Source organism: Foliimonas ilicis (genome assembly GCF_039939195.1).
Classification (GTDB): domain Bacteria; phylum Pseudomonadota; class Alphaproteobacteria; order Rhizobiales; family Rhizobiaceae; genus Foliimonas; species Foliimonas ilicis.
In genome coordinates this window covers 227192-246837 of sequence record NZ_JBDUUH010000005.1, presented here as the reverse complement: position 1 = coordinate 246837, position 19646 = coordinate 227192, and the positions used below count along the sequence as shown (strand labels likewise).

The 19646-nt window shown below is 55.2% G+C and carries 20 protein-coding genes; 6 read left to right on the top strand and 14 right to left on the bottom strand.

The genetic code is table 11. The features are described 5' to 3' along the window. Positions 1 to 31: 31 nt before the first annotated feature. The 3 genes from ABFT80_RS13470 to ABFT80_RS13460 all read right to left on the bottom strand — a co-directional run bounded on the left by ABFT80_RS13470 (position 32) and on the right by ABFT80_RS13460 (position 4024). Positions 32 to 1105, bottom strand: coding sequence for an ABC transporter ATP-binding protein (locus ABFT80_RS13470; protein WP_347972439.1), 1074 nt, complete (start codon positions 1103 to 1105; stop codon positions 32 to 34). Next, the gene (locus tag ABFT80_RS13465) at positions 1098 to 2858 is read right to left on the bottom strand and encodes an ABC transporter permease (RefSeq protein WP_347972438.1); all 1761 of its coding nucleotides are present in this window, start codon (positions 2856 to 2858) and stop codon (positions 1098 to 1100) included. Before ABFT80_RS13465 ends, ABFT80_RS13470 begins: the two co-directional genes overlap by 8 nt. Before the next feature lie 71 nt (positions 2859 to 2929). Continuing rightward, positions 2930 to 4024 (bottom strand): ABC transporter substrate-binding protein, encoded by a 1095-nt coding sequence (locus ABFT80_RS13460; protein WP_347972437.1) that lies wholly within the window; start codon positions 4022 to 4024, stop codon positions 2930 to 2932. A gap of 404 nt (positions 4025 to 4428) precedes the next feature. Here ABFT80_RS13460 and ABFT80_RS13455 point away from each other — a divergent pair, with 404 nt between their 5' ends. The 4 genes from ABFT80_RS13455 to ABFT80_RS13440 all read left to right on the top strand — a co-directional run bounded on the left by ABFT80_RS13455 (position 4429) and on the right by ABFT80_RS13440 (position 6384). Next, positions 4429 to 5343, top strand: a complete 915-nt coding sequence (locus ABFT80_RS13455) for a GntR family transcriptional regulator (protein ID WP_347972436.1) — start codon at positions 4429 to 4431, stop codon at positions 5341 to 5343. A gap of 84 nt (positions 5344 to 5427) precedes the next feature. Beyond that, positions 5428 to 5649 (top strand): hypothetical protein, encoded by a 222-nt coding sequence (locus tag ABFT80_RS13450; protein WP_347972435.1) that lies wholly within the window; start codon positions 5428 to 5430, stop codon positions 5647 to 5649. Further along, positions 5646 to 5957, top strand: coding sequence for a hypothetical protein (locus ABFT80_RS13445; protein WP_347972434.1), 312 nt, complete (start codon positions 5646 to 5648; stop codon positions 5955 to 5957). Before ABFT80_RS13450 ends, ABFT80_RS13445 begins: the two co-directional genes overlap by 4 nt. A gap of 31 nt (positions 5958 to 5988) precedes the next feature. After that, positions 5989 to 6384: a barstar family protein gene (locus tag ABFT80_RS13440; protein WP_347972433.1), complete on the top strand. Its 396-nt coding sequence runs from the start codon at positions 5989 to 5991 to the stop codon at positions 6382 to 6384. A 133-nt stretch (positions 6385 to 6517) separates the two neighbouring features. On the opposite strand, the gene ABFT80_RS13435 is transcribed toward ABFT80_RS13440, so the two are convergent. The 10 genes from ABFT80_RS13435 to ABFT80_RS13390 form a co-directional block, all read right to left on the bottom strand. Next, positions 6518 to 6727, bottom strand: coding sequence for a hypothetical protein (locus ABFT80_RS13435; RefSeq protein WP_347972432.1), 210 nt, complete (start codon positions 6725 to 6727; stop codon positions 6518 to 6520). Positions 6728 to 6900: 173 nt separating this feature from the next. Beyond that, entirely contained in the window at positions 6901 to 7395 is a 495-nt protein-coding gene (locus tag ABFT80_RS13430) for a ferritin-like domain-containing protein (protein ID WP_347972431.1), read from the bottom strand. A 107-nt stretch (positions 7396 to 7502) separates the two neighbouring features. Beyond that, on the bottom strand, positions 7503 to 8363 hold the full coding sequence (locus ABFT80_RS13425) for an SMP-30/gluconolactonase/LRE family protein (RefSeq protein ID WP_347972430.1): 861 nt from the start codon (positions 8361 to 8363) through the stop codon (positions 7503 to 7505). Next, on the bottom strand, positions 8353 to 9090 hold the full coding sequence (locus ABFT80_RS13420) for an ABC transporter ATP-binding protein (protein WP_347972429.1): 738 nt from the start codon (positions 9088 to 9090) through the stop codon (positions 8353 to 8355). Before ABFT80_RS13420 ends, ABFT80_RS13425 begins: the two co-directional genes overlap by 11 nt. 3 nt (positions 9091 to 9093) lie before the next feature. Further along, entirely contained in the window at positions 9094 to 9840 is a 747-nt protein-coding gene (locus tag ABFT80_RS13415) for an ABC transporter ATP-binding protein (protein WP_347972428.1), read from the bottom strand. Continuing rightward, on the bottom strand, positions 9837 to 10820 hold the full coding sequence (locus tag ABFT80_RS13410; protein WP_455189930.1) for a branched-chain amino acid ABC transporter permease: 984 nt from the start codon (positions 10818 to 10820) through the stop codon (positions 9837 to 9839). The genes ABFT80_RS13415 and ABFT80_RS13410 overlap by 4 nt, the downstream gene beginning before the upstream one ends. After that, a complete protein-coding gene (locus ABFT80_RS13405) occupies positions 10817 to 11695 on the bottom strand; it encodes a branched-chain amino acid ABC transporter permease (protein WP_347972427.1) in 879 nt (292 codons plus the stop codon). The genes ABFT80_RS13410 and ABFT80_RS13405 overlap by 4 nt, the downstream gene beginning before the upstream one ends. Before the next feature lie 59 nt (positions 11696 to 11754). Then, positions 11755 to 12891 (bottom strand): ABC transporter substrate-binding protein, encoded by a 1137-nt coding sequence (locus tag ABFT80_RS13400; protein WP_347972426.1) that lies wholly within the window; start codon positions 12889 to 12891, stop codon positions 11755 to 11757. 75 nt (positions 12892 to 12966) lie between these two features. After that, positions 12967 to 13881, bottom strand: coding sequence for a shikimate dehydrogenase family protein (locus tag ABFT80_RS13395; protein WP_347972425.1), 915 nt, complete (start codon positions 13879 to 13881; stop codon positions 12967 to 12969). Between the two features lie 156 nt (positions 13882 to 14037). Beyond that, positions 14038 to 14979 (bottom strand): LysR family transcriptional regulator, encoded by a 942-nt coding sequence (locus tag ABFT80_RS13390; RefSeq protein WP_347972424.1) that lies wholly within the window; start codon positions 14977 to 14979, stop codon positions 14038 to 14040. 366 nt (positions 14980 to 15345) lie between these two features. Between ABFT80_RS13390 and ABFT80_RS13385 the strand changes: the two genes are divergently transcribed. Beyond that, positions 15346 to 17307: an oleate hydratase gene (locus ABFT80_RS13385; RefSeq protein WP_347972423.1), complete on the top strand. Its 1962-nt coding sequence runs from the start codon at positions 15346 to 15348 to the stop codon at positions 17305 to 17307. A 61-nt stretch (positions 17308 to 17368) separates the two neighbouring features. Here ABFT80_RS13385 and ABFT80_RS13380 read toward each other — a convergent pair whose 3' ends face one another. Next, on the bottom strand, positions 17369 to 18298 hold the full coding sequence (locus ABFT80_RS13380) for a LysR family transcriptional regulator (protein ID WP_347972422.1): 930 nt from the start codon (positions 18296 to 18298) through the stop codon (positions 17369 to 17371). Positions 18299 to 18429: 131 nt separating this feature from the next. Here ABFT80_RS13380 and lhgO point away from each other — a divergent pair, with 131 nt between their 5' ends. After that, positions 18430 to 19632, top strand: coding sequence for an L-2-hydroxyglutarate oxidase (gene lhgO / locus ABFT80_RS13375; RefSeq protein WP_347972421.1), 1203 nt, complete (start codon positions 18430 to 18432; stop codon positions 19630 to 19632). Positions 19633 to 19646 lie beyond the last annotated feature (14 nt).

The following is a 19646-nucleotide window of genomic DNA, read 5'->3' as shown; positions in this document are numbered from 1 at the left end:
TTTGCGGACGACTTCAAGCGGCAAAGGCCCGCTAGTTCGCGACAGGAAAAACCCACACGCTTTCCTGCGGTATATCGGCGTAAACGACACCGGGTTCCAAGCGGCAGGAGCCATTCGCCTTTACCGAGAAATTTCCACGTCGAATACGATACTCCCATCGATCGCCAAGATAGAGGCTGTCGTCCAATTGCATTTCTATGCTGTTAGGCCCGGCCGTCTCGGATATGCTGATCTGCTCAACACGTATGACCGCCTGGGCATCGGAAGCCGCAGAAAGGCTTTCTTTTTCACGTACCACCCCCTTAAGCGTCCACCCTTCTCCACCGATCGTCGCTCTGTCGCCGTCAAGAGAAATGACTTTTCCGCGGGCGATGTTGTTGGCACCCAGAAAATCTGCCGCATAGAAGCTCGTCGGGTTTGTATAGATCTCATGCGGAGCGCCTTCCTGAACGATGCGGCCGTTCTGCAAGAGCAGGATATGGTCTGCAGCGGCCAGCGCTTCAGTCTGATCGTGCGTCACCAAGATTGCGCAGATTTCGAGATCGAGGATCAGCTTGCGTATCCAGTAGCGCGCTTCCTCGCGAAGTTTCGCATCGAGGTTCGACAAAGGTTCATCGAGAAGCAGGACCCGTGGTTCGTAAACCAACGCCCGGCAGATGGCGACGCGTTGCTGTTGCCCGCCGGAAAGTTGGCTTGGATAACGATCTCCCAGATGCCCCAACCCCATACGTTCGAGGATGTGCTGAATTCGCTTGTCTATGTCGGCTTTGGATACGCCGCGCAGCTTAAGTCCGTAGCCTACATTTTCCTTAACAGTCCGATGCGGCCATAGTGCATATGACTGGAAAACCAGGCCAATATTGCGTTTCTCCGGTGGCAGAAGCACGCGCTTCTCACTGTCGAGCGCAATCTTATCCCCGATCTTGATATGGCCGATTTCAGGTTGTTCCAAACCGGCTATGCATCGAAGCAGCGTGGTTTTACCGGAACCGGAGGCTCCCAGCAGTGCAACGATCGAGCCGCGTTCGGCAGTAAACGAGGCACCTTTGAGGATTTGCAGGCCGCCCAGCCATTTCTGGACGTCTTTGACAATAAGTTCAGTCATGGATTTTTGCTCCCAATCGTAGGGCAAGAGTGAGGCCAGCGGCCGTCATGAGAATGCTTAGGAAGGCAAGTGCCGCGATCGTGTCCATCGCACCTGTTTGCAGGAGCGTGACCATAAGCGAGCCAATGACCTCCGTGCCCGCACCCATCAGGTATACGCCTGTCGCGTACTCCCTCAGGAAGATGATCATGATCAGTGCCCATGCGCCTGCGAGACCCGGACGAACTATCGGGATGACGATGTCCTTCCATGTCTGCCCGATGGTGGCACCACTCGTGCGTGCGGCTTCCTCAAGCTCAGGTGCAACTTGAATAAGCGTACCTTGAAGAAGGCGCAGGCCATACGAAAGCCCGACAACGAGATACGCTATAAAGAGTGCAATGAGCGTGGGACGAAGCGGCGTAAGGAAGGGCACGAAAAGGAATACCCAGAAGAATGCCAGGCCGATGACCAAGCCCGGCAAGGCTCTTGGCAGCAGCACGATATAGTCGAGCAACGTATTGCTCGCACCGTGATTGCGATGACCGGCAAGTCCCACCAATAGGTATATGAAGACTGCAACCGCACCGCCGATAACGCTGATAAGAACCGTATTGACGATGCCTCTGAAAAGGCTCGGAACCTCCCAAAGCCGATTGAAGTTTGCCAGCGTCACGTAGTCGAGCAGATTGATACCCTGCCCCCAGGCACTGACAAATGCACGGATGGTTATCCCGCCTATGGGCAGCACCACAGAAATCAGCAGCCAAAGGCCGATCAAAGACAAGGCAATCGTCTGGCCGTTTCGTCCGAGCTTCAGAGGTGTCGCTCGTGCGCCCTTGCCGCCCAGCGCCGCATACCGACGACTGTTTCTGAGCAATCTTCTCTGAAAGAAAACCAGCGGAAGCGTTATCAGTATGAGCAGCATCGCGACGACAGCCATGAGCTGATAAGTCGGGACGCCAAACAATGTCGTAAGCTTATAGATATAGGTCGTCAGAACCATTATCCCGTTCGGGTCGCCCAGAACCAGCGGGATGCCGAAAGTCTCGAAACCGAGCAGAAGATTGAGTGCCGCCGCGAAAATCAACGCCGGCATGACCATCGGCAGCGTCACATCGCGAGACACCTGCCAGATACTTGCACCGCTCGTCCTTGCCGCTTCCTCCAGATCAGACGGTAGATTGCGCATGGCCGCCGAGACATAGAGATAGACGTGAGGGACATGACTTAGCCCGGCGATGACCGTGATGCCCGTCAAAGTGTAGATATTCCACGGAACGAAGCCGAAAGTTTCCCTCATCCAGATCGTGACGAAGCCAGACGGACCCACGGCGACCGTGTACCCAAAGGCGAGCACGATCGACGAAATGAACATCGGAACGAGAACAAGGATTTCGAGCGTGCGCTTGAACCTGATGTCTGTTCGGGTCAGCAGGAACGCAAGCATTCCACCAAGCGGCACAGCAACAGCCACCATTCCGAATGCAAAGAGAATTGTCGTACCAAGCGCAGAATAGAACGTCGGATCGGTCAGGACATAGCGATAGGCGTCAAGGCCAATGCTGGACCGGGGGCTGAAAAAGGGACCGTCCAGAAAGCTCTGATATACGATCAATCCGACCGGCGCGAGAACCGCGATCGCCAACAGCCCGATCGTGATGTTGCGATACCATCGAGCGTCGATAACCGATCGAATAGGCGGCGGCGGTCCGCCTCCGGCAGCTTCTCGCTTTGCGAACTTGCCGGAGCCGTTTGTTGCGGCAATAGACATAAATGGCAACTCATCTGTTTGAAAAGGGAGCCGCGGCAGGCACTGCCGCGGCGAGCAGGCGAAGGCGATTATTACGGCTTGGTCGCCGCATTCCATTCGCGGAAGAATTCGACACGCTTCTGTGGCTTCATGTAATCGAGCAGATCGTTGTCGATACCGATCGGCTTCAAATTGCCACCGACGCGCTCGTTGAGAGAGACGAAATTCAGCCCCTCAGTGACGTCATCACGTATCGAGGGCAATCCGCCAGCAGCCAACGCATTCTGACCTTCCTGGGACAGCATGAAATCGACGAACAATTTGGCCGCTTCCGGATGCGGCGCATCCTTCATGATGGCAGCGAGACGCGAGAAAGCGGGTGTATAATCCTTGCCGAAAGCAACGCCAAGATTTGGGCTTTCCTTGACCCAATCAAGCGCATACGAGCCGATGATATTAACAGACAGGACGTTCTCGCCGGAGACCACCGTTTCACGCATCGAGCCTGATGCGGAGTAAGTCTTGAGGCCTACAGCGCCCAGTGCTTTCGCAAAATCCCAAAAGTCGGAAGTTTCGATCGCATCGTTCGTGTGATGCAGGAAGCCCGCGCCGCTCTTCTCAGGATCCAGCGTGGCCACCTTGCCGCGCAGCTTGTCCTTGTTATCGGTCAAAAACTTGATGAGATCCGCGCGCGTGGCAGGCACATCTTCGTCTGAAATAGCACCTTTGTTATAAATCATGCCGATCGGCTCGACGGTCGTCCCGTAGAGTGTTTCCTGGTAGTTTGCCCATTCGGGAATGTTGGACAGCTCTGCCGACTTGTAGGGTTCAACGTAGCCCTCGGCGGCCAGCGTCATCTGGAGATCCATAGCGCCGCTCCAGACGATGTCCGCGCCGACCTGCTTTGCGGCAGCTTCCGAAATTGCACGATTGTACGCACCGTTGTTCCCAAGGTCGTTATACTCGACCTTAATGCCGTATTTTTTGGTGAAAGCATCGACCAAGCGCTGAGATTGCGCAGCATCCGTTGCGGTGTAAATTACGAGGCTTCCCTCCGCCTTGGCAGCAGCAATGGTATCTGCATACCCCTCCGGATAACCGGCAGGGACTTCCTGCGCGCTGGATGGCGCGACGGCGGACATACCGATGAAAAAAGCGCCTAGAAGTGCAAGCTTATTCGATTTCACTTTATTCCTCCCACTAAAGTCCACCGCTTCACGCGAATGAACATACATTCGTGCGCCGTCGAAAAAACTTTACAAAAATTTCCCCGAAGACTCTCAGTTAATTTGGTTTTCTGACTTTTGTTTCCAGAATTTGGCTTAAATCCTGCCTGACCTAAATCTCAGGATTGGCTGAATAATGGTCATCATATTAGCTCAAATGCTCGCCTTAGCGATGCCTCTGTCGACCTCCCGTATATCGGCAAGCAATAAGGACATTTTTGATTATTGGCTTTTAGTCATTTTGGATCAAGCATTTTTTTGGATTTTAGTGCTTTTTCGTATAATTGGCTTTTTGCCCACGGGCGCTCTAAACTCAAAAATCACTGTTGCCACATCCGAACGCCTTCAAATCAGACGAGAAACAGATGAGTGACGAGCTAAGATCGAACGCAAGTTCGCTGGTTTCAGACATCACGCGCAGAATCGGTGATTTAATAAGATCAGGGGAAATCGAAGCGGGTGGGCGCCTGACGACGCAATGGCTGGCAGACAAGTTTGGCGTGTCGCGATCGCCTGTTCGTGAAGCTTTAGACATTCTCCAGACCGAAGGGCTGGTCGAACAACTCCATCATCGCGGTTTTTTCGTCAGGACTGACGACCCTTCGGCTATGCGTCAAGCGTCGGCACCCTCGCCTCGCGAGGGCCGCAACGCCTACCAGCTTGTTGCCGAAGATTGGCTCACAGATAGAATCCCGGACGAAATAACCGAGCAAATGCTGCGTGAGCGCTATGATCTAACGAAGGGTCAGGTTAGCGACATCTTGATACGTGCAGCCAGGGAGGGTTGGGCCGAGCGGAAGCAGGGGTACGGATGGCGGCTGCTTCCGGTGGCAAAATCTTCAGAAGCATTCGAACAAATTTACCGGCTTCGAGTGATCATTGAGCCAGCCGGCTTTCTTGAACCAACTTTCAAGATAGATCTGGACGCGCTTCGCGAACAGCGACAGATTCAAGAAAGGATGCTCGAATGCGATATAGAGAACCTTTCCGGCGAGCAGTTACTCGACAATGGCGCGCGCTTCCATGAAGAATTGATGCGCATGTCCGGAAACGCGTTCCTTCACATGTCGCTGGTGCGGGTGAACCGAATGCGCCGGCTTCTGGAGTATCGTTCGAATGTCGATCGCGCACGATTGAGCACACAATGCGCTGATCACCTGCGTATTCTGGATGTACTCGAACGCAACGAAATCATCGAGGCCTCCTACTTAATGAAGCAGCACCTGCTTGCCGCTCTTCAGAGAAAGTCGCCGCTGCATTTGCCAAACGCAGGCGAATAATGACGTTGCGCCGATACCATTGAAAAAGTCGTCGCCCGATCTGCGAACCGGCGTTAGTATCCCGTGAACGGGACAGAGGGTTAATTGAAGAAATCCACCCGCATATTTATCCTGCTTGCAGGGATCGAAGTGCTCATTGTCGCCGGCGCTGCCTACATGCTCATGCAGGTTACTTCCGGGGCCTGGAGAACGTTTGATCAGGCCGAAGCTGTCAGACGGATCATGACGGTGATGGGCGTCGCTTTTGGCGGTATTGGAGCGGTCTTGCTCACGCTCGCCATTATGCTTCGGATCAAGGGTCAATGAAGATTCTCGACCATCAGGAACACGCTTGGTTCTTGTTGGAAGAAGACGGTCAGCTCTATCTGGACGCGTTCTGCAGTCACAGTTTTTTCGATTACACAGTGCTCATCTCGCTCAACGCGGATGAGGCTGCTGCATACCGAAAGATCGGCAGGACATATCTGGATCGCCTTGCGCACGACATCCATTATAGTGCACCGGCCGTGACAGGCAGCAAATCGCCATACAAGCACCGAAATCTGACCGTTCCAGCTACCCGCGAAGACAATTCGGTGAAAGAAGCCATTGCAGAGTGGCGAAAGACCTCCTGATTGCCTTGCGATCTAATCCAAAGGTCTGCACGTGACGTTCAAAACCTTAATCATCGACGGCAATAATGTTCATGACATCTCCTCGTTCTATGACGAAATCAACCGCGTATTCATGGCCGGGGAAGACTGGAAGATAGGCCCGAGTCTCGATGCGCTAGATGACATGCTCTATGGCGGCTTCGGCGCTTTAAAAGGCGATGAAGCAGTTATCCTGACCTGGAAAGCTATCGAAAAGAGCCGAGACGATCTTGGGCTTGATGCCACGAGAAGCTATTACCTCAAGAAACTTGAACAACCTTCCAATTTCGACGTCGGACGAATCAGACAGCATCTCGCAGAATTGGAAAGCGGCATCGGTCCAACATATTTCGAGATCGTCCTGCAAATCATCGCAGATCACGCCAATATTGAGCTTCGTTCGGCATGAAAACTGCTCTCATCATCGTAAATGCCATGCTCGCAACCGCACATTCATCGTTATCGACTGCCTTATAGCGCTGGGTTGCGCGTTGAACACGGCCGGCGTCAGGAAGAAATAGAAGAGAGTTATCAATGTCACTCTACGCGAAATCATGGCTGTTCGTGGCGTGGACGCTCAGCGTGCTGTCCACGTTCCCGGTCTGGCAAAAGGTTCTCCAGAACATCTTCGGATCAGCGGGCAGTATGATCGGATTGACGTTCTGGATCAGCCATGGCCTCGTTATGATATTCTTGTTCGCATGCCCCGACTGCGGATTTTCACTATTCAGAAGCGAGGGCAGCTTTTTCAAGGCAAACCATCCCTGGCCAAACAAGATGTGCTCCCGATGCGGACGCGACCATTCACGTTGACCATCCGCCGATATTCCAGTGCCCGGCATTCAACCGGGCGGCTATCCCAATCGGAGCGTCACTGCCGAATTTCTCTCAAGACCGGGGGTCGGATAGCGTCCCCTTGAATTTTCTAAGCAGCCTTCGCAGCACCCGACGTCTTATTGATCGACGTCACCGCTAGATTCGTCAGCTTATTGTTCGTCGCCTTCTCCTGATCTAGGATTTCGCTCAAGAGCTTGTGCGCCGCGTCGTTACCAAGGTCTTTCGCCCACTCGCGCAGCGATCCATAGCGGGCAATCTCGTAATGCTCGACAGCTTGGCATGCCGCAAGCAAGCCGGCATCAAGAGCCGTGCCGGACGCCTCTTCCATCAGCCCGTCAGCTTCTTTGATTAGCCCCTCAATGGCATCGCATTTCTCGCCAGAGGCTTTCTTGCCAATCGACTTGAAGACCAGTTCGAGCTTTTTGATCTGGTCTTTGGTCTCTGCAAGGTGATCCTCGGCCGCCTTCTTCAGCTTCGCATCCTTAGCCGCTTTCGCGACTTTCGGCAGAGCCTTGATGATGGCGTTCTCGGCGTAATAGACGTCTTTCAGCGTATGTTCGAATAGTTCGGCTAGTGATTTCATTGCGTTTCCTCCCTGTGCTGGACGCTGAGAAGAAAGCAATCAAGACCGTATTCGTTCCGTCACTCCCTTGCGGGAGGCCAAAGCCGCGTCTTTTCGCGGCTCGTCTGTCAAATTCGGGTTCGAAATTCTGCTCTTCCGGAAATACCGACTTTCAGCGCGAGAACCTTCCCCGCGAAAGGCTCACTGGTCATCTGATCCGTTGTAAGAGGCTCTATTGCGGATGTGACATATAACGTCTGAAAATCCGCACCCCCAAAACAACAACATGTCGGATGACTTACGGGAAGATCGATCGTCATCGAAATCTCGCCCGAAGGCGCGTAACGGACAACCCGCCCCCCGGCATATTCCGCATTCCACAAATGGCCTTCGGCATCGATGCAACTTCCATCGGGGCGGGCCGGAGCTGTCGTTTTAGCGAAGACCTTGCGGTCGCTATCCGGCGCCGCGAACTCACGGTACCAAATCGTGTAAGCTCTTGTGTCAGCATAATAAACACGCGAACGCTCCGGGTCGAAGGCAAGTGAATTCGGTATCGCCAAATTTGTGGCTTCCACGCTCACCGAGCGGTCGGGTGTGACACGGTACAGTGACCCGACAGAAGAATAAGCATCCTCCTGAAGGGTGCCTATCCAAAAATTACCATCAGGATCGGTGCGCCCGTCATTCTTTCTATGACCCGCACGACCGGGTTCGGGATCGATCAAGAAGGCCTGCTCCCCCGTTTCCGGGTCGTAGGAAAACAGCCCATTTTCGCAGGCAAGAAGAAGACCGCCTGCCTGACGCAAAGCTATAGAACCCAGCCGGCGCGCGGATATGGGATGACTTAGGCATATCTCGGTAGCGGGATCGTGGCTCCAAAGCGCAGGCGTAAGCACGTCGACCCACCAGAGACGTTCGGTCCGCTCACACCAGATCGGACATTCGCCGAGGCGGTTTGCCTCGGCGTCTAGAACGTCAAACTGCATTGGCCGTAGGGCTCTGCTCGACATGCCCTCCCAGGAAGAGCTGACCGACGCGCGGATCGACGAGCAGCTTTCCCGCGTCGTCGTGCATCCGTGTCTGGCCGAGTTCCAGGACAAGACCGTAGTCCGACATCGCAAGTGCGGCCTTGGCGTTCTGTTCCACCATCAGGATGGTGACACCCTGATCACGCAGCCGGATAAGTGTCTGGAAAACTTCCTGCACAAGATTGGGCGACAGACCGATCGACGGTTCATCGATCAGTATCAGCTTCGGATCCAGTAGAAGCGATCGCGCCACTTCGAGCTGTTTCTGTTGGCCGCCAGACAGTTCAACCGCTTTTCTGTCGCGGAATTTCCGCAGCATCGGAAACTGATCCATCACCGCATCTATGCGCTGGCGAACCTTGGATTGGTCGGGAGCTGTAATGCCGCCCAGTTCGAGATTGTGGTAGACAGAAAGCTGCGGCACGACATTTCTGCCCTGCGGCACATAGGTCACGCCATGCGCGATCATCTGGCGCGGGGTCTGCCCGGTCACATCTTTGCCGTCCAGAAGAATCTGACCGGAATGGATGTTGAGGAGGCCGAACACGGCCTTGAAGACAGTCGACTTGCCTGCGCCATTTGGCCCGATAACTGTGGTAATCGAGGCTTTTGGAATGGTAAAGGATACCCCGTTCAGGATCGTGACTTTGCCGTAACCGCCATAGATATTCTTGAGTTCAAGCATCGGTCATCCTCCCAGATATGCGTCGATGACGGTCTGGTTCGACCTTATCTCGTCAGGCGTTCCCTCTGCGATGACAGCGCCCTCCGCCAGAACGATGATGCGCGTGCAAAGGCTCATCACGAACTCCATATTGTGTTCGATGACGACGAATGTCGTTCCATGCTCGGAATTATAGGCGACAAGCCGCTCCCGCAGATTGGCCAACATTGTGAGGTTCACGCCGCCAGCCGGTTCGTCGAGCAGCACAAGCCGCGGACCAGCCATAAATGCCATGGCCGCATCCACCAGCTTTTGCTGCCCGTAGGATAGAGACCCGGCAAGCGTGTCGCGAAGATGCGTCAGGCGGAAGAACGCGATCAGCTTGTCAGCTTCTTCCGTCAACCCCGCATCAGGCTTTCCGAACAGACGCGACAGCATCGTGCCGTGATGCTCCTGACCGGCAAGCACGATGTTGTCGAGTACCGTCATCTGCGGAAAAACCGAAAGCTGCTGGAATGTGCGTCCAACACCCAATTTATTGAGTTCGGATGCACGCTTTCCAGAAACGTTCTGGCCGTTCACTTCGACCTCACCTGCATCAGGCTTCAGCTGGCCAAGGATACAGTTGAAAAGCGTCGATTTTCCAGAACCGTTGGGTCCGATGAGGCCAAGGATTTCGCCGTCATGGACGTCGAAGGACACACCGCTAACGGCTTGAATTCCACCGAAGCTTTTCTCGATATTGCGAATAGAAAGCACTGGACCCGTCATTTCAGCCGAGCTCCTTCTTTAATATCGCCACGTATTTGCTGTTTAGGCCAGAAACGGTCGCGAACTTTGCCCCATATGCCGATCAGACCTGCCGGAACGAAAACCAGCATGACAATGACAAGAGCCGAGTAGACGATGAGGTAGTAATCCTGGGTGAAACGCAGGAACTCCGGCAGCAGGATAACCACGCCAGCACCAAGAAATGGCCCAAAAAAGAAACCTGCTCCGCCGACTACGACCATCAACAAAATACGCAAGGAATGCGCCAGGGCGAACGAACCGGGCTCGATGAATTGCACCAGCGGCGTGATAAGCGACCCCGCCAGACCGCCATAAGTCGATCCGATAGCGAAGGCCAGCAGTGTAAGGCGCTTTGTATCCACACCCAGGCTTTCGGCGCGGATCTGGTTTTCGCGCAATGCCTTGAACGCACGCCCCCAGGGCGAGCGGACAATACCCCACATGACCAGCCCCGAAAGCACCGTAACCCCAAGCGTGAAGTAGTAGAAATGGATCTGCTTCATGGTCGCGAACAGGCCGAAATCAGGCCGCGGCATCCCGACGAGACCATACGTTCCGCCTGTCAGCCATTCCTCATTGCGCAGCACCAGGAAAACCAGCGTGTTGAAGGCCAGTGTCACGAAGGCAAGGAAATGGCCTTTCACGCGCAACGCCGGGTATCCCAACACCAGACCGACGATGAAACAAAGGACGAGACCGAGCGGCATCGCCAACACCCAATGCCAGCCGGCCAGCGTCAGGATAGCCGTCGTGTAGGCACCGATGGCCATGAACGATGCCTGCGCGAGCGAAATCTGACCGGCGTAGCCCAGAGTGAGATTGAGCCCCATCGCGGCGATTGAGAATATCAGCCACGATGTCAAAACGTAGATGATGTAATTTCCCTGTCCGATTGGCGCGAGCATCGCCAGAACAATCAGACCGATTATCAGCAGAGGACGAACCCAGCCACGCATCATACCGACCTCCCTTCGGACGTACCCATGATGCCTTGCGGGCGCACCAGAATAATCACGATGAGCAACACCAATGGCAGGGCGGCGCGATATTCCGCGGTTATGTAAGTGGCCGTCATATTGTCGAGAACGCCGATAAGCAGACCTCCAACCAATGCGCCTCGGATTTGGTTGAAGCCGCCCACGATGGCTGCAATGAACGCAATGAGACCAAGCGTTTCGCCGTTGGAGAATTTGGCGAGATATACGGGCGTGATCAAATATGCAGCCAAGGTCGCAAGCGCAGCATTGATAACGAAGGTGTAGAGCACCATTCGCTTGATGTTGACGCCGAGGATTTCCGCGACCGCCGGGTTCTGCGCAGTGGCCTGCATGCAGCGGCCGGTGCGCGTGCGGTTAAGAAACAGCGTCAGAAGGAAGACAATTCCCAGAGACAGCGCGAGGTTCAGCAGGTCTTGAGTAGAGACCACTGCACCGAAAAAGTCGATCGTGTTGCTTGGGAGTAAAGCCGGGAAAGCTTGTGCTTCCGCACCGTAAAACTCCTTCACGCTTTCCTTAAGCAGAATGCCCAGCGCCATCGTCGCTATGATCAGCGTGATCCCACCATGGGGAAGTATCGGCTCAACAATCAGCTTCTTGAAAAGCACGCCAAGGATCAGGACCGACATGACAAGTCCGAAGACAAGCGCGCCCCATAGCGGCATGTGGAAATAGTTGAGGCCGACAAGGACCATGAATGCCGGGACAACGACAAACTCGCCCTGGGCGAAATTCACCGTCTGTGCAGCCTGCCACACCAGGGTAAAGCCGATTGCGACAAGAGCGTAGATCGAGCCGGTCGCTAGACCGGACAGCAGAACCTGTAGGAACTGGGACATTGCGTGTCTTTCGCTTAAGACCGCGACGGCACTAGCCGTCGCGGTGACGCTTCGAGAGATCAGTTGGCAGGAATGGTGCCGATGACTTCCGGCTTGCCGTCCTTTACCTGAACCATGAAGCTCGGACGGGACATTTCGCCCTTTTCATCCCAGCAGGTATCAAGGAGCATCTTCGGATGTTCAGCAACCTTCAGGCAAAGCCCGCTCATCTTTTCGGCGAACGCCTCGCCGTCAAACTCACCGACCAGTTCCGTGACGTATTTCGTTGCCCATGCGCCCACATAGCCCTTGATGGCATCATGCGTCGGCTTGCGCTTGAACTTTGTCTCGAATTTTTCTGCGAATGCTGCGATGCCCGCAATATCCGTGGCAGTAGCAGTCACCCCGACATGGGCGATTGCGCCCTCGGCCGCCGTACCAGCCAATTCGATGACCTTGGCTTCAGTCAAAGTGACTTCACCCACGAGAGGCATTGCCAGGCCCTGCTTCTTCGCTTCGATCAGGAACCGTGCCGACTCTTCCTGATTCATATAAACGAAAACGGCATCCGGGTTGGACTGTTTCAGCCTCGACACGTCGGCGGCATAATCGCTCTGCGCCTGTTCTGACGGCACATCGACGGTCACTTCGATGCCAGCTTTTTCCATCTCGGCGATGAAGACGTCATGGCCGCCCTTGCCGAATTCGTTGTTTACCCAGGCAACACCGACCTTCTTGGCTTTGAGTGTATCCACGAAATACGTTGTCAGCGCCGGCACCCCTTTTTGCGCGCCCGAAGACGTACGATAGACAAAAGGATTGCCTTTTTCGACGATGCCGGGCGCTTCGGAGCCAACGAATTGAGGTATGCTGTTCTGCTGTGCGACAAGCATATTGACCATTGTCGAACCGGAATAGATCGTTCCAAGGATCGCAAACGCGCCTTCGTCGATCGCCTTTTGAACAAGTGCGCGGGAAACCTGCGGATCGGTCTGCGTGTCGTATTCGGAAACTTTCACTTGTTTGCCAAGAATACCGCCATCTTCATTGATTTCTTCGGCAGCAATCCTGATGCCGTCGCGCCAATTCGTGCCCGACGGTGCGCCTGGGCCGGAAAGCTCGGCGACCATTCCTATATTGACGGTTTCCTGTGCTTGCACCGCACCCGCGCTTGCGAGCAGAGCTGCGGTCACAGCAAGTATGGATCTGAAGTTCATTTTGGGTCCTCCCATTATCAGCGATCGGTTTTCAAGGCGCCGTCTCCGTCATGCGCCACCCACCCCTTAGTTCATTCAGGAGACAAAACTAGCATTTGTCTTTTGCAACACTTCGTCAGACAGTCCTTGCCCGAGAAGAAAATCCGCGAGCGTCTCGGCTTGCGCGTCGAACATCCCCTTACCCGTCATCGTCATGCACCCGCGGCTTCGCGCTTCGGCAATGAGCGACGGCACCTCCGGCTTGGTGATGACGCAGGCCACGAACTGCGTTGACACGAGCTTGGTCACATCGACAGGAAAAGGATCATCCAGACGCATACCCATCGGCGTTGCGTTCGCGATGAAATCGAAACCGGACGGATCGTCACTGCCGGTCTGTACCCTTCCTGGAAATCTATCCGCCAGACGCTTGAGAATATCATCGCGGCGTACCGCATCGATGTCATGAACGGCAAGCTCGCGCGCGCCACGGTTCAATATCTCGAACGCAATCGCCGATCCAGCGCCACCGCACCCGATCAGAAGCGCGCGCTTGTCCTTAATCTCGAAGCCCTCCCTCGCGACCCCATCCAGATAGCCCATACCGTCAGTATTATCGCCATGCCAGCCGCTTTTTGTCTTGCGCATAACATTTGTAGAACCGGCAAATCTCGCGCGTTCCGTTGCCGATGAGCAAAAACTGAGAGCGGCGAACTTGTGAGGCACCGTTACCAGCATCCCATCGATATTGTTCACTCTGCGCATTGCCTCGACAAGGGCACCCATGTCTACCGCATCCACATGGAGCGGCACGACAAGAGCATTCTTGCCGCGGGCGAAAAGTATCGGCGTAATTGAACCCGGCGACTTCACCTGATCGATCGGATCACCGATGACCGGAAAGATCCTCGTTTCGCCTGATGGCACTGCATTCAACATAAGATTTGCCTTGCCCAATCCTTGCGCATTGCCGCCGGCATTGTGCTTGCGGCCATATCTTCGAGATTTCACGCAGGGGATCAGATTGGCTCAAGAAAACGCCGTTGCTCTGGCCGATCCAAGGCAATTTACGGCTCCTCCTGCCGATACCTTTCCTCCCTGCAGGCATGGTAGCGGCGATGGAAAATGATTTCGAATACCATTTTTGATGATATTCATAACATGATGTTATGTCTGTCTAAGTCGCTTCCGTACCGTTGGTTGTGATGATTGGGCGTGCGAGCTTGCACTCACCATCTCTTTTTGAAGTATTTCAAGAAACTGCTCGGCATAGGCGGAAAGCGGCACGTCGTTGCGGTAAGCAGCATAGGTGTGGAAGTCGCTCGGTGCGTCTATCTCGATGCATTTCAGCCCGGGCACCGCACCGTAGGCGACGGTGAACTCATCGATGATCGCTATCCCCAATCCCGCGGCAACGAGACTGCAAACAGTGGTTCCGAAGCGCGCTTTGACATTCATCCGGTACTCGATACCCGCGTCGGTAAACATCGCGGCCATGATCGCGCCATACGGGTCTTTCGGATTGATCCCGATCAGAGGGTGCTCGGCCATCTCCGCCGGTGTGATCTTGCTGCGCCCCGAAAGCGGAGTACCCTCCGGTACGATGCACAGAAGCCTGCCAGTGGCGAGAAGCTCAAAGTCGATCAACGGGTGATCAAAACGCGACGAGATCGCAACTATCTCTCCGCGTCCAAGCAGGAGATAATCAATGGCCTCTTCGATTTTGAGAATGTTTATGTCCAGCCCGAGATCGGGACGCTTTTTTCGCAGCTTCGATATTGCACGCGGCATCATGACATTCGCGATACTCGGAACCGAAGCAATGCAAAGCTCCTGGCTTTTGCCTCGGCCAAGGTCGCCTACAGCCGATTGGAGATCTTCGATCTTGCGGTGAACGGTATCAAGCAGATCGAATATATTGCGCGCCTGCGGCGTTGGCACATAACGGCCAGCGCGGCGATCGAACAAACGAACACCAAGCGAATCCTCGGAATACTTCATAAGGCGGCTTATTCCCGGTGCCGCAACGTTTAGCAATTTGGCAGCTCCGGCAATACTGCCGGTCACCATAATCGCGCGGATGACTTCTATTTGTCTAAGAGTGAGCATGTTCTTTACCAGCCGCCGTGTCTTACGAACATTGGTATCCCTCGAAACTTTCTACATGTAGCAGCAGCTCGTGCCGCTCCACGGCAACAACGATCTGCCGCAGAACATTAGCATTTTGGTCGACACTGTTCATCTCGAAGACTTCGACCATATGGATTGCATTTTGTCGTTTTGTCACAACGTCGATGCCAACTCACCTCACCTTCTACATAAAGTCCGGGGCAATGTGACCGTCAACGGCTCCGGCAGGCGAAGCATCTGAGATAAACTGTTGTCATCTCGCGTTTTCGCTCTGTAAACTATTCGATGTACTGCAATTCCGAAACGCGAGAGGGCTGAAATCTACTCGGCCCAGAGAGGCCTATCGTGAAAAAAGCCGCAGCCATCTCAGAATCGAAGTTCAAGGTCGAAGCCGACACTACCGCCGGCTATTGGCACAACAGCGCGGAAAATACGCTGCCGCCACCCGATATGATGGGTGCGTATATGCGCAATCGGCCTGTTCCTGCCGGTCAGGTGAAGGATCGCAAAGCTTGGATTATTGGGAGCGGCATCGCCGGTCTTGCGGCAGCTTTCTATATGATCCGCGATGGCGGCATGGCCGGTAAAGACATTACCATTCTGGACGCCATGCAGATCGAGGGCGGCTCGCTTGACGGCGCCGGCAATCCCGAAGACGGCTATATCATTCGCGGCGGCCGCGAGATGAACTGGAACTACGACAATCTTTGGGACATGTTTCAGGACATTCAGGCGCTTGAACTTCCTGAGGGATACAGCGTTCTGGACGAATATCGGCTGGTCAACGACAACGATTCAAATTTTTCCAAAGCACGGCTCATGCACGAGCGAGGCAAAATCCGTGATTTCTCCACATTGGGCCTGTCGAGGAGCCAGCAGTGGGAATTGATCCGCCTGATGCTGAAGCGCAAGGAAGACCTCGATGACATCACGATCGAGCAATATTTCAGCGCGGGTTTTCTGGACACCAATTTTTGGTATCTCTGGCGTTCAATGTTTGCTTTCGAGAATTGGCAAAGCCTTCTTGAGATGAAGCTTTATATGCATCGGTTCCTTGATGCCATCGACGGCTTGGCAGATATGTCGGCCCTGATATTCCCGAAATACAATCAACATGACAGCTTTGTCAGCCCATTGGTGAAGCATCTCAAGGCATGCGGCGTAAAAGTGCAATTCGACACGCGCGCCTATGATCTCGATATGGCTGTGGAAGGCGAGACCCGCACGGTGACTGCCATCCGCGCCAAGGTGAAGGGCGCCGATACGACGATCACCGTCGGGCCGAAAGACGTGGTCTACGCGCTCACCGGCTCAATGACCGAAGGCACCGCTTACGGTGACATGGACAATGCACCGGTGCTGGACCGAGGCAAGCACGATCCGGGCGATGAAAGCGATTGGGCGCTGTGGAAGAACCTATCAAAGAAATCACCGATCTTTGGCAAACCTGAAAAATTCTACGGCGATATTGACCGGTCGATGTGGGAATCGGTCACGCTCACATGCAAGCCGTCTCCCTTCGTGGAGAAGCTTAAAGAGCTTTCGGTCAACGATCCTTATTCCGGAAAAACTGCAACTGGCGGCATCATCACTTTCACAGACTCGAACTGGGTGATGAGCTTCACATGCAACCGCCAGCCGCATTTCCCCGACCAGCCGGGCGATGTGCTGGTGATCTGGGTCTATGCGCTGCTGATGGACAAGGAAGGCAACTTCGTCAAAAAGCCGATGCCGGAATGCAACGGGCGTGAGATACTGGCCGAGCTTTGCTATCATCTGGGCATCGAAGATCAGCTTGAAGAGGTGGTCGCGAATACCAAGGCGCGCCTTGCGTTGATGCCGTACATTACTTCTATGTTCATGCCGCGCGCGGCTGGGGACCGGCCGCATGTCGTCCCGTCGGGATGCACCAATCTTGGCCTTATGGGGCAGTTCGTCGAAACATCGAACGACATCATATTTACGATGGACAGTTCAATCCGCACCGCAAGGGTTGCCGTCTACACGTTGCTTGGTTTGCGTAAGCAGGTGCCTGACATAAGTCCGACGCAATATGACATACGCACGCTGCTGAAAGCGGTGCGCGCACTGAACAATGGCGAACCCTTCCCCGGTGAGCGCTTGTTGCATCGGCTGTTAGACAAAACCTACTATTCCCACATACTTCCGCCGCTGCCCGAAGCGACAAAACATGAAGCTGTCGAAGGGGAGCTCGCCGGGCTGTTCGGCAAGGGCAGTCAGGCGATCAGCGTCATGCAAGCATGGATGGAAAAAATTCGAGACAGCATCGGAACGCTCAAAAAATAGCTTCTTTCCGTTTATTGATACCCGCCACTTCGGAAGGAGTGGTGGGCCTATTTGCGTTTAGTCATTGCTCGCGCAGCTCATCGACCAGAATTCCGCGGAAGATGGTGCTTCCAAGACCGAGAGGCCGGGCCTTGCGATGGATGAGATAGCACATGTTTTCAGTCTGGCCGCCATTGATGCGAAGCTCCCTAATTGCCCCTTTTTCCACCCAATAGCGGGCGAATTCGATAGGGACCATTCCGAGATAGCGCGAGGACAATATCATGATCATCCGCGACAGAATCGTCGGCGCCACCGCCTTGATCATCAGGCCGCGAACAAATTCCGAGAACGCCTCCTCCTGCGTGACTTCCGCGGCGACAAAGCCATGCCGGCGCAATTCGTCGTAACTCAGCGTCGCATCGTCCCGGTTGAACAGGGGATGGCCCCGGCCGCAGAAAATCCCCATGCGTTCGGCGCAAACGGATGTGGCATCGAGCGCATCGCTATTGCGGATCAGCGCGGTGAATCCTAGATCCGCCGATCCTTCCAATACGGATGCATAGACCTGATCTGGCGATGTCATGCGGATGTTCAGTTTCAGATCCGGATAACGATCGCTGATGCGCGCGATCGCGCGCGCCAGAGGATCGGCGAATGCGAACACGAAGCTGTCATCGGCCAGCATCGTGATCTCGTCTTCCAGCCGCCGCGTCGCCGCGCCGACAAATTCGCTGAAACGGCCTATCTCGTTGAGCAGTTGAACGGCGGCCGAATGCACCAGTTGGCCTTGCTCGGTAAGCCGGAAACCGGATCGGCCACGCTCGCATAAACGCAGGCCCAGACGCTCTTCCAGGCGTGTAAGACCCAGGCTGATGGCCGACTTGCCCTTACCAAGCCGCGCCTGAGCCGCGGTTACGCCTCCTGCCGCGACGATCTCCACGAATTCACGTAGGCGCGCAATGTCGGCATCCGAGGGGTTGCCTCGGAAGGGCTTGAAAGGCTGTGTCAAAATCGGCTCCAGGTCTCGGAGCGCGATAGTTTTCAAATCGTCAAACCGACGTCAAGCACTTTAGTATCGAACTTCACGAACTGATTGGCTAGCTGGAGGTCTCCAGAAATACGGATGGAAGCGACGACTGCGTGGCAAGATATGACATCATCGTAATCGGAGCGGGAATCGTCGGCCTTGCCACCACGCACTATCTGAGGCGCGCCCGCCCGGACATGCGGATCGTGGTGCTTGAGAAGGAAGATGCGCCGGGCAAGCATCAGACCGGGCATAATTCCGGCGTCATCCATGCAGGCATCTATTACGCACCCGGCAGCTTGAAGTCGCGCCTCTGCAAAGCGGGTGCCGAGCAGACGAAGCGTTTCTGCCACGAAAACGAGATTCCGTTCGACGATTGCGGCAAGCTGATCGTGGCGACCGATGACAGCGAACTCGCCGCGCTGGAGAATTTGCGCCAGAGGGCCGAGACGAACGGCCTCGACATTCGCATGATCGATGCGGCCGAGATGGCCGAGATCGAGCCCAACGTGACCGGTGTGCGCGCTATTCTCAGCCCGGCCAGCGGCATAGTCGACTACGGCCGGATCTGCCGGGTGCTTCGCGATCGCCTCTCCGCCGATGGCGTCGAGTTCCGTTTCGGGACAGCCGTCACCGGACTGCGCGAGACATCCGATGGCGTGACCGTCGAGACCGATACAGGTGACATTGCAGGCGCAATGGCCGTCGCCTGCTGCGGACTACAGGCCGACCGTATCGCGGACATGTCGGGATTGGCCGACGATTTCCGCATCATCCCCTTCCGGGGTGAGTATTTCCGCCTGTCGGAAAGGGCGGGCGCACTGGTGCGGCATCTGATTTATCCGGTTCCCGATCCATCCCTGCCCTTCCTCGGCGTACATCTCACCAAGATGATCGGCGGCTACACGACCGTCGGGCCGAATGCGGTGTTCTCCTTTGGCCGCGAAACCTATGAGCGCAACGGCATAGCCGTGGCGGATCTGGCGCGCAGTCTGGCTTTTCCGGGTTTCTGGAAGCTCATGGCGCGTTCCGTCCGTCCGGGCCTACACGAATTACAAGGCACGCTATCGCGCCGCGTTTATCTGGATCGCTGCCGCCGCTATTGCCCTGACCTGACGCTGGACGATCTGCAGCCTTACGCACCGGGAATACGCGCGCAGGCTGTAAACCGCGATGGCAAGATGATCGACGATTTTCTGCTGCGCCAGACGGCCCGCACGATCCATGTCTGCAACGCCCCCTCGCCCGCTGCCACCTCGGCCTTTCCGATTGGCGCGGAAATCGGAGAACAGGTCCTGCAGAAGATTTCGAGCTGAACGGCCTCCGCCCG

What these genes read in the sequence shown, in the direction of transcription:
- ABFT80_RS13470 (WP_347972439.1), bottom strand. Translation starts at nt 1,105, where the DNA reads ATGACTGAACTTATTGTCAAAGACGTCCAGAAATGGCTGGGCGGCCTG.
- ABFT80_RS13465 (WP_347972438.1), bottom strand. Translation starts at nt 2,858, where the DNA reads ATGTCTATTGCCGCAACAAACGGCTCCGGCAAGTTCGCAAAGCGAGAA.
- ABFT80_RS13455 (WP_347972436.1), top strand. Translation starts at nt 4,429, where the DNA reads ATGAGTGACGAGCTAAGATCGAACGCAAGTTCGCTGGTTTCAGACATC.
- ABFT80_RS13445 (WP_347972434.1), top strand. Translation starts at nt 5,646, where the DNA reads ATGAAGATTCTCGACCATCAGGAACACGCTTGGTTCTTGTTGGAAGAA.
- ABFT80_RS13430 (WP_347972431.1), bottom strand. Translation starts at nt 7,395, where the DNA reads ATGAAATCACTAGCCGAACTATTCGAACATACGCTGAAAGACGTCTAT.
- ABFT80_RS13425 (WP_347972430.1), bottom strand. Translation starts at nt 8,363, where the DNA reads ATGCAGTTTGACGTTCTAGACGCCGAGGCAAACCGCCTCGGCGAATGT.
- ABFT80_RS13420 (WP_347972429.1), bottom strand. Translation starts at nt 9,090, where the DNA reads ATGCTTGAACTCAAGAATATCTATGGCGGTTACGGCAAAGTCACGATC.
- ABFT80_RS13415 (WP_347972428.1), bottom strand. Translation starts at nt 9,840, where the DNA reads ATGACGGGTCCAGTGCTTTCTATTCGCAATATCGAGAAAAGCTTCGGT.
- ABFT80_RS13410 (WP_455189930.1), bottom strand. Translation starts at nt 10,820, where the DNA reads ATGATGCGTGGCTGGGTTCGTCCTCTGCTGATAATCGGTCTGATTGTT.
- ABFT80_RS13405 (WP_347972427.1), bottom strand. Translation starts at nt 11,695, where the DNA reads ATGTCCCAGTTCCTACAGGTTCTGCTGTCCGGTCTAGCGACCGGCTCG.
- ABFT80_RS13400 (WP_347972426.1), bottom strand. Translation starts at nt 12,891, where the DNA reads ATGAACTTCAGATCCATACTTGCTGTGACCGCAGCTCTGCTCGCAAGC.
- ABFT80_RS13390 (WP_347972424.1), bottom strand. Translation starts at nt 14,979, where the DNA reads ATGCTCACTCTTAGACAAATAGAAGTCATCCGCGCGATTATGGTGACC.